Source organism: Chloroflexota bacterium (assembly GCA_013152435.1).
Taxonomy (GTDB): domain Bacteria; phylum Chloroflexota; class Anaerolineae; order DUEN01; family DUEN01; genus DUEN01.
In genome coordinates, this window is record JAADGJ010000106.1 from 115,730 (window position 1) to 128,728 (window position 12,999).

General features: G+C 65.2%; 9 protein-coding genes. 4 read left to right on the forward strand and 5 right to left on the reverse strand.

Going from position 1 to position 12,999, the window contains the following annotated elements:
* The first annotated feature begins 78 nt into the window (after positions 1 to 78).
* Entirely contained in the window at positions 79 to 828 is a 750-nt protein-coding gene (gene rsmG / locus GXP39_15260; GenBank protein ID NOZ29392.1) for a 16S rRNA (guanine(527)-N(7))-methyltransferase RsmG, read from the forward strand.
* Here rsmG and GXP39_15265 read toward each other — a convergent pair.
* From GXP39_15265 to GXP39_15275, 3 genes are all read right to left on the reverse strand, one after another.
* Complete coding sequence (locus tag GXP39_15265) at positions 823 to 2,073, reverse strand: DNA replication/repair protein RecF (GenBank protein ID NOZ29393.1); 1,251 nt, start codon at positions 2,071 to 2,073, stop codon at positions 823 to 825. The two genes, rsmG and GXP39_15265, sit on opposite strands and share 6 nt — an antisense overlap.
* A gap of 141 nt (positions 2,074 to 2,214) precedes the next feature.
* Positions 2,215 to 3,396 (reverse strand): DNA polymerase III subunit beta, encoded by a 1,182-nt coding sequence (dnaN, locus tag GXP39_15270; GenBank protein NOZ29394.1) that lies wholly within the window; start codon positions 3,394 to 3,396, stop codon positions 2,215 to 2,217.
* A gap of 322 nt (positions 3,397 to 3,718) precedes the next feature.
* On the reverse strand, positions 3,719 to 6,289 hold the full coding sequence (locus tag GXP39_15275) for a hypothetical protein (GenBank protein ID NOZ29395.1): 2,571 nt from the start codon (positions 6,287 to 6,289) through the stop codon (positions 3,719 to 3,721).
* A 565-nt stretch (positions 6,290 to 6,854) separates the two neighbouring features.
* Here GXP39_15275 and GXP39_15280 point away from each other — a divergent pair.
* The 3 genes from GXP39_15280 to GXP39_15290 all read left to right on the forward strand — a co-directional run bounded on the left by GXP39_15280 (position 6,855) and on the right by GXP39_15290 (position 10,489).
* Positions 6,855 to 8,021, forward strand: coding sequence for a sugar ABC transporter permease (locus GXP39_15280; GenBank protein NOZ29396.1), 1,167 nt, complete (start codon positions 6,855 to 6,857; stop codon positions 8,019 to 8,021).
* Positions 8,014 to 8,922 carry a carbohydrate ABC transporter permease gene (locus GXP39_15285; protein NOZ29397.1) on the forward strand — a complete coding sequence of 303 codons (909 nt, stop codon included), beginning with the start codon at positions 8,014 to 8,016 and terminating at the stop codon, positions 8,920 to 8,922. The genes GXP39_15280 and GXP39_15285 overlap by 8 nt, the downstream gene beginning before the upstream one ends.
* Positions 8,923 to 9,076: 154 nt before the next feature.
* Positions 9,077 to 10,489 carry an ABC transporter substrate-binding protein gene (locus GXP39_15290; GenBank protein ID NOZ29398.1) on the forward strand — a complete coding sequence of 471 codons (1,413 nt, stop codon included), beginning with the start codon at positions 9,077 to 9,079 and terminating at the stop codon, positions 10,487 to 10,489.
* A gap of 77 nt (positions 10,490 to 10,566) precedes the next feature.
* On the opposite strand, the gene GXP39_15295 is transcribed toward GXP39_15290, so the two are convergent.
* Complete coding sequence (locus GXP39_15295) at positions 10,567 to 11,979, reverse strand: hypothetical protein (GenBank protein NOZ29399.1); 1,413 nt, start codon at positions 11,977 to 11,979, stop codon at positions 10,567 to 10,569.
* An 8-nt stretch (positions 11,980 to 11,987) separates the two neighbouring features.
* Positions 11,988 to 12,785, reverse strand: a complete 798-nt coding sequence (locus GXP39_15300; GenBank protein ID NOZ29400.1) for a biotin--[acetyl-CoA-carboxylase] ligase — start codon at positions 12,783 to 12,785, stop codon at positions 11,988 to 11,990.
* Positions 12,786 to 12,999 lie beyond the last annotated feature (214 nt).

Here is a 12,999-nt window from a genome sequence, read left to right on the forward strand (position 1 = left end):
TTCCACATCGGCACGATTACGCGCGATGCTACCGGGGCTTTCTGCGTTCATCGAAAGGTCTGTTATAATCTGGCCACCATGGCTCAAGAGATGGAACGACTCAAGCGCGGCGCGCAGCAGATGGGCATTCCCCTCACGGAGGCCCAACTGGAGCGTTTTCAGCGCTATCGCGCGCTGCTTCTGGAATGGAACCAGCGATTCAACCTGACGGCCATCGACAGCCCGGAGCAGGTGGAGGTACGCCACTTCCTGGACTCGCTGAGCTGTCTGAGCGCGCTGGCCGAGTTGGCCGGGCACGAGGGCGCGGTGCGGCCGGGGATACCAGCGCGAGCCATCGACGTGGGCACCGGGGCCGGGCTGCCCGGGCTGGCCTTGAAGATCGTCTGGCCGGCCCTGGAACTGACACTGCTGGAGGCCACGGCCAAGAAGGTGCGGTTTCTGGAGCACGTCATCGCCGAGTTGAACTTGCAGAATGTAACCGCTATCCACGGCCGGGCGGAGGAGCTGGCCCACGAGCCGGAGCACCGGGAGGTTTATGACCTGGCGCTGGCCCGGGCGGTGGCCCCGCTGGGACCGCTCCTGGAGCTGACCCTCCCGTTTCTACGCCACCGGGGATGGCTCCTAGCCCAGAAAGGTCCGGCCGTCGCCAAGGAGGTCATGGCGGCAGAACGGGCCCTGGCGGTGCTGGGAGGGCATCTGCACCGCGTGATCCCGGTGGAGGTCCCCTATCTGGCGGAGGATCGCTTCATCGTCGCGGTGTGGAAGGAGCGCGCCACGCCGGACCGTTTCCCCCGTCGGCCGGGCGTGCCCGTGCGTAAGCCGCTATGATCCCCGAGCGTGCGCCTCCGCCATCTCCGCAGAGAGCTCCTCGATCTTCCCATCCGAGACACGCAACAGGCGAGCCTGCGCTCGAAATGCGGGGGAGAAGTCACCCCAATCCGTCGTGGTGACCACGGCCTGGGACACCCCCTCCAGGGCGCCCAGGAGCATTCGACGGCGGGTAGCGTCCAGCTCGGACATGACGTCATCCAACAGCAGCACGGGTGGCTCCCCCGTCTCCCGGGTCATCACCTGCACCTCCGCCAGCTTCAACGCCAGGGCGGCGGTACGCTGCTGCCCACGGGACCCGTACACGCGCAGATCGTGCCCGCCCACCGTGAAGCGCAAATCGTCCCGATGTGGCCCCGTCAGTGTCATGCCCGCGGCCACGTCGCGCTCCCGGCTGGCCTCCAGATGGGCCGCGAAGCGCTCCCGGAGCTCGTCCACATCCGACAAGAGGGCCACCGGATCGCGTTCAATCTCCAGGTCCAGAGGAGGCTGTCCACCCACCGGGGATGGGAGGGTGGGGTCGAAGCTGGGGAGATAGCGCAACTGCAGCCGCTCGCGCCCCTCCGTCAGCTCCTTGTGTCGCGCCCGAGCCTCCACGTCCAGATCCAAGACGAGCCGCTGGCGCTTCGCCATCAGATGCGCGCCGAGCTCCGCCAGCTGCTCGTCCCAGAACCGCAGCTGCCCCGGGGGACCGCCCTGCTCGCGCAGCGTGCGCAGCAACGCATTACGATGGGTCAGCACCTGATTGTATCGTGCCAGCGCGCGGCAATACGCCCGATCCATCTGGCAGAGGGCGACGTCCAGATAGCGCCTGCGGTGGCCGGGGGGACCCGCCACCAACTCGATGTCCTGTGGGACGAACAGCACGACGCGCAGATGCCCTACCAGGTCCAGGGCACGCCGGGCGACGCCGTTGATACGCACCTGCTTGCGGAAATTCGTCTGGCGCCCCGGGCCGTTCACCGGCACCAGGGTGATCTCCAGCTTCTCCTTCTCGTGATCGTGGGTGATCTCCGCGGCCACCCGGGCATGCGGGAGCAGATCCTCCAGGGCAAGCCAATTCACCAGCTCCCGTTCCGCCCCCGCCTGAGGCGCCCTCCCCGTCGCCAGGTAGTGAATCGCCTCCAGGAGGTTGGTCTTCCCCTGAGCGTTGGCCCCCTGGAGCAGGGTGATCCGGGAGGGGAAATCCAGCTCCAACCGGACGTAATTCCGGTAGTTCACCAAAGACAGATGGTGCAGTCGCACGGCCTTTTTCCAAGTGGAAGGTTGGATGATCACCCGCCAGCGCCACACGAAAACATGGGATACGACCCCAGCGGGTTGAGAAAGGCCCTCCGTCTCCCGGAGGGCCAAAGCGAAACCCGTGTGTGCGAGCCTCGCGAGGGATCAGCTGCTGATGTGCATGGGCATGATGACGTGCGTGAACTCCTCCGGTCCCACGCCAACCGGGCGGATCACCCCCGGAGCGCTGGACCGCGTGGTCTCCAGTGCCACCTGGGAGGTATCGATGACGCTGAGCACATCGATCAGATAGCGAGCGTTGAAGGCGATCTCGATGGGCTCCCCCTCCACCAACGCCTCGACCTCGCTCACGTTATCGCCGTACTCCTGAGAGGTCGCGGTGATGGTCAGCACGCCAGGGCGATCGGAGCTGCCCGGGGCGATCTGCAACCGCACGATGTTGGCCGCCTCCCGGGCGAACAGGTAGGCGACACGAACGGCCTTGAGGAACTCTGCCGTATCCATCACCGTGCGCGTCGTCCACGATTTGGGGATGATGGCCTCATAATCCGGGAACTGGCTATCGATCAGCTGGGAGACGACATCGACCTGCTGGAAGCCGCCCTTCTCCGCGTCGTCGGCCTTGCCTTGCAGATGGAACAGCACCTGGTTGCGGGCGCGCACGACCTGGATCTGCACGGGATGCTGGTCGTCGGCATCCCCACTGATCCGGGCGATCTCCTGCAGGGATCGCGCCGGGATGATCACCGCCAGGTTTTCGGGCACCGGCTTGCTGAGCTGGGTCAGGCGCACCGAGAGGCGAAACCCGTCGGTGGCGGCCAGGGTCAACCGATCATCCTGGAAGCGCGCATGCACGCCCGTCAGCATGGGACGGCTCTCATCCGTCGCGGCGGCAAAGGCCACCTGGTCGATCATCTTGCGCAGCGTGCCCACGGGGATCTCCACGGCATCGTTCCCCTCGGAGGTGGGAATCAGCGGGAATTCGTTCGCGTCGATTCCCTTGATGTTCGCCTCATAGCGCGCACAGCGGATGTGCAGGCTCTGAGTGCGCACGCTGAGCTCCATGTCGATCCGCTCCGCCGGCAAGGAGTTCACAAAATCGGTCAGGAGCCGGGCCGGAACGGTCGTCGAGCCCTCCTCCTGGATCTGCGCGCCGATCCAGCAACTGATCGCGATCTCCAAATCGGTGGCAGCAAGCTTCAAGCGAGCCTGATCGGTAGCCAGCAAGATGTTCCCCAGGACCGGCAGCGTGCTGCGAGGGGAAACCGCCCGGCCGACGATGGAGAGGCCTTTCGCCAGGTTCTCTTGGAGACAGGACACACGCACGGCTTGACCTCCTGCTTGTTGGGAGTACCGATGTTTGGGACGCCCCGGTACCACGCTGTTGAACAAAGGGATGTCCGGCGAGGCATGTTTCATTGTCAGGCGTGCAATGCCACAAGAAGTATACCACCGAACGCGATGGGGCACAACCTGTGTGGGGTAGGATAGCGAGATATCCTGGCCGGTTCGGCCGCCGTTAGGTGAGGATCCGACCCTGATGGCGATGGTCCTCGCGCTATCGTGAGCAGGACACAGGGTAAAACGATCGGCGCCCCATGATGCAGTGACGGGGCGCCGATCGATGCAGGCGGGAGGCCGGAGAACATCAGTTGGTGATGGTCAATGTCACAGGCTCCGTCGCATACAGCCAATATCCCCAGCCAGGCGACATGGTGTCCAGCGTGCTCTGCCCGGGGTTGGAGGGCTGATAGGACAGCCACTGATCGGTAGTGCCATCGTACGTGTATACCGCGGTGTACTTTCCAGCGATCGACGCCAGGGTGTCGGTGATCGGCCGGCTGGTCAGGGAAGGATAGCCGATCAGATTCCAGCCCGAACACAACGGGATCGAAGTGCTGGCCGGCTCGGCGCCACTGGCCTGCAACACGGCATCGGCCCCCGTGATCCGGATCCAGATCCCCCGGGTACGATCCAGCGAGGAGAGATTGGAGACATAGCTCGGCAGCCCCACGCCATAGCGTTGCCAGCTCTCCGTGCAACCATCGTACGTGACGACCACGTCATACTTGCCCGCCAGGGAGCTCAAGGCGGTCGTCACCGGCGTGCCCGGCTCGGCCAGCGGGAGCGAGATGAGCTGCCAGCCCAGGGGCAGCGACCGCTGCATGCTCAACGGGGTCGCCGTGGGCGTCACGGTGGGCGTGGGCGTAAGCGTCGGCGTGGCCGTGGGAGTAGGGGTCGCGGTCGATGTCGGCGTGGCCGTGGGGGTCACCGTGGGCGTCGGGGTGAGGGTGGGCGTAGGCGAGGGCGTCGCGGTGGCCGTGGGCGTGGGTGTAGGCGTCGCCGTCGGCTCAGGCGGGGCAGCCATGGCGTACTGGCCAAACGTGGTGATCCCGGTCGCCGTGATCTTATTGTAGATGGTATCCAGCGTTTGGGATCCCACCAATTGCCACGCGGACGAAGCATCCGGCCGCCAATACAGCTGCAATCCCGATTCCACCAACCCCGCGATCTCGCCGTTGGCGTAGTAGAAGATAAGCGTGGCCACGAAGTCCGTCTTGGTCGTGGTGATCTCCCACCAGACGGCCGCGGCGTTGGCGAGGTCAGCCGGCACCTCGCGATGTTTGACCACGGTCACATCGCCGGCCGTCCCGGACGAGAAGTCGATCTGTACATTGGTGCTCCCGAAGTCCGTACGGGGAGTATCGCCCCCGGGGATGGTCTGCGTCTGGCTGGCCACGGTCGTCCCATAGGAGGAGAGCAACAGATACGCCTGGCCGGCGCCATCAAAGGACTCATGATCCTCATCCGCGCCCACCAGGAAGTCATCGAAGCTATCGCCGTCCACGTCGCCCACCATGGCCAGGGAGGCGCCCGCCCGACTCCCCACGCGCTCGCCCCAGAAGGAGGCGTCCGCGTTGGCCAGGCTGACGTTCGCCGCCCATCCGGAGGTCTTGCCCAGGATCAGGTACGCCTGCCCGGCCCCCTCGTCGGCCTCCCAGTTCTCCGGCGCGCCGATGAGGAAGTCATCCAGCCCGTCGCCGTTCACATCGCCGCCGCCGGCCAGCGCGGACCCGGCCGTGTCCCAGAAATCCTCGCCGACGTAGCTACCAGCGGCCACCGTGGCCAGGCTTTGATTGACCCCCCAGCCGGTGGCTTTGCCCAGGATGAGATAGATCCGGCCGGCGCCCTCAGGCACCGTCACCCCATCCCCATAGCCGGTGGCGCCGATCAGAAGGTCATCGAACCCATCGCCGTTCACATCCCCCGCGCCGGCCACAGGAAGGCCGGCCGCCTCATCCTGGGTCGCGCCGAGGAACGACGCGTCCGCATTGGCCAGGCTGACGTTCCGCTCCCAACCGCTCGTCTTGCCCAGGATCAGATACACCTTCCCCGCGCCGCTGAAGGCATCGCTGTTCTTCCAGGCGCCGATGAGGAAGTCATCCAACCCATCGCCATTCACGTCGCCCACACCGGCCACGGACTGCCCAGCCAGATCCCCCGCGTTCTCGCCGATGAAGGACGCGTCGGCGTTGGCCAAGCTGGTATCCATCGCCCACCCGGAGGTCTTGCCCAGGATCAGATATACCTTTCCAGCCGATCCACCATAGGTCGGTGCGGCGATCAGGAAGTCGGCAAGTCCATCTCCGTTCACGTCCCCGGCCGGGGCGACGTCGAACCCGGCGCTATCCCCGAGATTCTCCCCCCAGAACGACGCGTCCGCCGTCGACAGGCTCACATCTCGAGCCCAGCCACTGGCGCGACCGAAGATGAGGTACGCCTGTCCGGCCCCAGCCCCGGCCTCGCCATTGCTGGGAGCGCCGATCAGGAAATCGTCAAACCCGTCGCCATTCACGTCGCCCACGCCGGCCACGCTGGAGCCAGCCGCGTCGCTGGCCTGCTCGCCCAGGAATGAGGCGTCTGCGGCGGACAGGGAGAGGTCCTGCACCCACCCGGCGTCCTTGCCCAGGAACAGGTACACCTGCCCCGCGTCCGCGGCGCTCTCATCGTTCCCCGGCGCGGCGATCAGGAAGTCCGCGTAGCCATCTCCGTTCACATCCCCCGCCGCGGAGACGTCCGTCGCGGCGGCGTCGTTCAGGGCCTCGCCCCAGAAGGAGGCGCTGGCGCCTCCCAACGGCGTGTCGGGGGTATAATCGGCGATCACCATCGTCACGAATAAGCCAAGCAGCACAATGGCTGCGATCAGTTTCCGTATCATGAAGCCTCCTCCGGCAACCCTCCCGTGGTATTCGCCCTCGTCCCATTCGTGAGATCCCTGCCCCCGAATCGCGCACGTGAACGAACCCTCTGGCGATCCCCCGGCATGGACCCGGGAAACCGCCCAATCCCTCCTGCGGAGCGCGGGTATACACCCCGCCCTCCTCCTCCCAAGATAGGCAAAGCAGCCCCTAACCTCAATAGGTTATTCTGGCTACAGCATACCCCTGCATACGCCCTCGTTCCTCATTTTAGCATAAACGACTTTCCATCGACTCACGTCCACCTGGAGCCTGGGAGCTCCTCAGCCCGGGACCGGCTCTCTCCCGATCCGAATCGGACGGATAAGGCCGGGCGAGGCGGGTAAGGGACGGGAACAAGCGAATGCCCTTCGAGGGGTTGCGCCCCCCAAGGCTCCTCGCCGTATCTCCACCGAAAAGACGCACTTTCCTCAAGGACAAATGATTGACGCCGACCTGTATCTACGGTATACTTGATTCCGAAGCGAGGCCGGGCTGTAGGGCTCTCGAAAACCCTGACGGACCAGGGGGAACCGGGTGGCCGCTATGACAGCTTCTTCTGCCACACTCCCACGCGGTGGTCGCAAGCACTTCCGATGGCTGGCGATACAAGAGCAGATCACCGGCTATCTCTTCATCCTGCCGGCTGTCCTGCTCATCACGATCTTCGGCCTGTTCCCCATCGGTTATGCCTTCTATATGAGCCTGCACCGATGGCGCGTGCGCAAGGGCGGCTTCATCGGCCTCGCCAATTACGAAAAGGCCATCGGGGACTGGACCGGCGCGCTGATCTGGATAGCCGGATTCGCCTTACTGGCCCTGGCCTACTACGTGTGGAACAACGCCTTTAAGGAGGAGAGCGATCGCAGGCTGATCGCGAAGCTCCTCGCCGCGCTGATCCTGATCGCGGCCGGGCTCGCCATCTCCTCGGGATGGGAGCGCATGCTGGAGGCCGGCGACGAGGATTTCCTGAACTCGCTGCGCATCACCCTCTACTACGCGCTGGGGACGGTGCCGGTTGAGATCGGGCTGGCCTTGCTGCTGGCCTACATCCTCTTCCAGCAGATCCGGGGGCAGGAACTCTTCCGAATGATCTACTTCCTGCCCTATATCACCCCGGTGGTAGCCACGGCGGTGGTGTTCCGCACGATCTTCAGCCCCCGAGAGACATCGCTGATCAATCAGCTCCTTTCCCTTGTGGGGCTGGGACCATACAAATGGCTCTTCGAGCCCAAGCCGTTCACACAGGTGATGTTCGGATGGAGCCTGGAAGGGTTCCTGGCAGGGCCCAGCATGGCCCTGGTGTCCATCATCTTCTACGGGATCTGGACTTACGTGGGCTATAACACCGTCATCTTCCTGGCAGGCCTGGGATCGATCCCCAGCGAGCTCTACGAGGCGGCTGAGATCGACGGCGCCAACGGCTGGCAGCTATTCCGTCACATCACATTGCCCCTCCTCTCCCCCGTCACGTTCTACCTGTCCCTGATCGCCTTCATCGGCACCTTCAAGGCCTTCAATCACATCTACGTGATGCGGATGCCTTCCGCACAGGGCACGGTGGACACGGCCAGCGTCACGATCTTCGATACCTTCTACAAGGCCAACCAATACGGCTATGCCACGGCGGAGGCCTTCCTCCTGTTCCTGGTGATCCTGGGACTGACGCTGGCCCAAAACAAGGTGTTCGGCGAGAGGGTCTTCTATGGCTGATACCGTCCAGCCCCTGGAGGAGGCGCCCGGCCGGCTGGTCCCCGTGAGCATGCGGCGCCATGCGCCGCGCGTGCGGCCGATGCGGCTCGTGCTGTATGGCATCCTGATCCTCGGCGCCGTGGTGGCCATCGTCCCCTTCTTCTGGATGGTATCCACCTCCCTGATGACCCTGGGCGAGACGATCAACCGCCAGTGGCTCCCCAAGAAGCCCCAATTCGACAACTACGTGGAGGCGTGGACCGAGGCGAAGTTCGCCAAATACTTCGTCAATAGCGTCATCATCACCCTCACGACGCTGGCCGGCCTGCTGACCACGTCGATTCTGGCCGGATACGCGTTCGCTCGCATCCGCTTCTGGGGACGGGAGGCCATCTTCGCCATCCTGCTGAGCACGATGATGATCCCAGACTCGGTGACGATGATCCCCAACTTCCTCATCATCCGGGGGAACATCGTCCCCCTGCCCGGAGGGTCCTGGCTGAACAGCCTGCCCGGGCTGACCGTGCCCTTCATGGCCAACGCCTTCAGCATCTTCCTGCTGCGCCAGTTCTTCGCCCAGATCCCCTGGGAGCTGTGGGACGCGGCCCGCATGGACGGGGCGGGCCACCTGCGCTTCCTGATCCGTATCGTGCTCCCCATCAGCAAGGCGCCGGTGCTGACCGTGCTCATCTTCGGGTTCATCGGGGCCTGGAACGCCTTCCTGTGGCCCTTGCTGATCACCACCCGGGACACCTGGCGCCCCCTGATGGTGGGCCTGTGGAGCTTCGTGACAGAGGCGGGACCGGAGACCCACCTGCAGATGGCCGGCGCGGTGATCACGATCTTCCCCGTGCTGATCCTATACTTCCTGACCCAGCGACAGTTCACGGAGGGCATCGCCACATCGGGGTTGAAGGGATGAGCGCCGACGACCTCGCATGCGAACCGCTTAGCCGAACCGACGCGCGATCGGAAGCAGTGCCGCCCACGCCCACGGCGAGCATTGCGATTCAGCGAGTCGGTGATTCCGGAGAGGTTGCACCATATCCCATTACATTACGGAAAGGAGAGATAAGATGAGAGGGAAACGTGTGTGGTTGCTGGTCGTTCTAACGGTCGCTGCACTGGTCCTGACGGCCTGCCCACAGGCAGCACCTGCGCAGCCGGCTGAGGCGCCGGCCGAGAAGCCCGCCGCGGAGGCCCCGGCCAAGGAGGCCGCCCCCGAAGGGCCAGAGGATCCCTGGGCCGACGTAGACCCCAGCGGCCAGACCATTATCTTCTGGCATCAGCACTCCCGGCAGCGCGAGGAAGCCCTGAACGAGATCATCCAGGAGTTCAACGACACCAACGAGTACAACATCACGGTGGTTGCCGAATACCAGGGGCACTACGGCGACATCTTCAACAAGATGTTGGCCGTCCTGAACACCGAGGACGTGCCCGACCTGGTGGTGGCCTACCAGAACCAGGCGGCCACATACCAGCTGGCGGACGCCCTGGTGGACATGACCTCCCTGGTTGAAAGCCCCAAGTGGGGGCTGACGGAGGAGGAGAAGGCCGATTTCTTCCCCGCCTTCTTCAAGCAGGACATCTTCCCCACCTTCGGCAACGCGCGCCTGGGCTTCCCGCCCAACCGCTCCATGGAGGTGATGTACTACAACATCGAGTGGCTGAAGGAGCTGGGATACGATGGGCCGCCCACCACGCCGGATGAGTTCAAGGAGATGGCCTGCAAGGCGGTGCAGCAGCCCTTCAGCAAGGCGACAGCGGAAGGCAGCATGGGCTATGAGCTGAGCATCGACGCCTCGCGCTTCGCCAGCTGGACCTTCGCCTTCGGCGGCGACATCTTCGACTACGAGAAGAACCAGTACACCTACAACAGCGAGGCGGCCATCGCGGCCATGAACTTCATCCAGGACCTGTTCAACAACGGGTGCGCCAGCGTGGTGACGGAGCGCTACGGCGACCAGACGGACTTCGGCGCGGGCCGCCTGCTCTTCACGGTGGGCTCCAGCTCCGGGCTGCCCTACTACCGCGCGGCCGTGGGCGAGGGCGCCCAATTCGACTGGAGCGTGGCGGCCATCCCCCATGTGACGCCCGATCCGGTCATGAACATCTACGGCGCCAGCGTCAGCATGCCCAAGACCACGCCGGAGCGCGAGCTGGCCACGTGGATCTTCGTCAAGTACTTCACCAGCCCCGACGTACAGGCCAAGTGGGCCATGGTCAGCAACTACTTCCCCGTGCGCAAGAGCGCGGCGGAGAAGCTGACGGACTACTTCGAGGCCAACCCGGCCTACAAGACGGCCTTTGAGCTGCTGCCCTACGGCAAGTACGAGCCGCCCGTCCCGGGCTATGACTTCGTGCGGGACAAGGTGCGGGAGGCCATGGCGGCCATCGCCGACGGGGCCGATGTGCAGAGCACCCTCGATCAGCTGACCGAGGAGGCCAACCAGATCCTGGCCGAGCAGATGGCAGAGCTCAAATAACCAGGGCAGGTGATCATCGCACGCGAAAGGGCGGCGCTTCCAGCGCCGCCCTTTTCTCATCCCACGACTCGCCCGCCTCACCGGCCGCGATACGCCCTCCAACCGGCCTCAAACGACGAGGCGTCCACGGTCAGCGATCGGCTAAGGGCGGTGTCCAGATCGATCGACTCGCCCAGCGCGCGCAACAGGGCCGAGAAGGCGTCCGGCCCCCACGTGGCGGCGATATACGCGGCCGCATCCCGCGCCCGACGCCGGGCCAACACATCGCTGGGGTCCGCCTGTAACGAGCGGCCCACGCTCTCCAGGGAGGCCCAGGACAGCGCCGTATTGGGCACCACCTGAGGGGCCGCCAACCACTCCGCGATCCCCACGGCCAGCGCCCAGGCGGCATCCACGTAGGACGCGGATCCCACCAGAGGCCCCAGCCGCGTGCGCACCATGGCCTCCGCGATGTGATGGCGGACCATATCCTCCCACGCATCGGGCGTCTCACCTCGTTCCCCCACGCCACTCCAGGAGGGGGAGGGGGCTCGAACCTGCAGGTCAGGGCCCTCGGGGCTGAACACCTCCGCGGAACGGGGCCAATCCCTCGACGACCGCACCACCTCCAGCCGCGGCCACGAAAGCGGCGCATCCCCCGCATAATGCGCCTGTAACCTCTCCCGCACGATCTCCTGGGCCAGGGGAAGAGGAAGCGGACTCAGCACGAGGATCGTAGGCCCCTCCGGAAGACGGAGCTGCAACAGGGAGGGCGCCGGCTGCACGGCCTGGTGCAATCGCATGTACGCCACACTGGCCGGGGGACCCACATCCAGCGGATTCGCGGAAAGCTCCAGGACGACTCGGCATGTCCCGCCGGCACCATCCAACAGGCGGCAGCCGTTCGTCACGAAACGATCGAGCTGGGGAACCGTCCCTTCCACCGCCTGGGCATCCAGCGCCCGATAGCGAACGATCACATGCTCCGCCGACGACTGCGCGGGTTCCCCCCAGGCGGATACATCGGGGGAGGCGATGAACCATCGCCCCCGACGCAAGGCGAAGTCGAACCGGGCCATTACCGGGTCCACATCGGTCTGCATCAGCACCCACGCCCAGGCGCGATCCCCCTCCAGGGTCACATCCAAGAGCTCGACGGGCAACATGGGCGGAGAAGGGGATTTCTGAAGCGCCTCGAACCAGGCGGTCTGATACGCACGCCACACACCATCCCCGGGATCCATCAGGGCCATGAACCCCTCTCGATCCCCCTGCTCGATATACAGGCGTAGCTCGGCGATCACCGCGTCCAGATCGGACAGCAAGGCCCGCCGCGCCTGCACATATCGCCAGCCGATCCCGACGGCCATGCCCGCTCCAAATGCCAACAGCAACAGCAGGGCCATCCACGACCAGCGAAAGCCCGAGGGGCGTGATCCCCCCTCCGACTCCAGGGCGATCGTCGTACGACCTTCGTCATCGCCGGTCTGCCACTCCAGCCGGATGCTCATGAACACCCCTATCCCTGAGATGTGCGCAATGACACGTCACCGGCCCGGATCACTTCCATCACGCCATCGGCACACTCCAACAGCAACGCCCCCTCCTCATCCACGCCCCGGGCGACGCCGACGAAAGCGCCTCGGGGCGTGGTCACCTGAACCTCCCGCCCCATCCACAGCAGACGCTCCAGCCAGGCGGCGCGGCAGGAGCCACCCGCCAACACCTCCTGGTAGTGGGCCTCGAAGCGGCTCAGGATCGCCACCAACAAGGCGCCCCGGTCCGGGGCATGCCCCGCCACCTCATGGAGGGAAACGGCCTGCCCCTGCAAGTCCGGCAGCCCGGCGAAATCCACCGACACGTTGATGCCGATACCCACGATGGCTCGCTCTACAACCTGGCCGTTCGCGGCCAGCCGGGCCTCCAGCAGGATCCCCCCCACCTTCCGCTCGCGCACGTAGAGGTCATTCGGCCATTTCAGCGCGACGGAGACCGGACACACGGCCTCGACGGCCTCCGCCGCGGCCAGGCCGGCGACCATGACCAGCTGTTGCGCCCGACGCGATGGAAGGCCGGGCCGCAGCAGGATCGAGAACAGCAGGGCCTGACCATAAGGAGCCCACCACGAGCGGCCCCCTCGGCCGCGCCCGGCGGTCTGCTCCTCGGCCAGCACGGTCGTACCGTCCGGCCACCCCAGATCCGAGAGGCGGGCTGCCAGCGCCTGGGTGGATGTCAGGCGTGGCGCGTAAACCAGAGGACGTCCAAGGCGACGAGTCGTCAGCCGGGCGGCTAACGATCGGATCTCCATTCGAGTCATGACGCCGTCAGGGTACTGCAAGCGGCACGAGCTGTCAAGCGTGGTCGCGCTGGGGGATGGGGTTTTTCAAAGTCAGTGATGGAAACCGGGAAGGTTAGGAACCCCTCGCGTGTCGTCCGACGCAAGCCATTCCCCTGGCCGTCAACGGGTAGAAAACGGCCCTCATCCCCCAGATCCCCTTCTCCTGAGTTCGGGAGAAGGGGGCTCAACGACG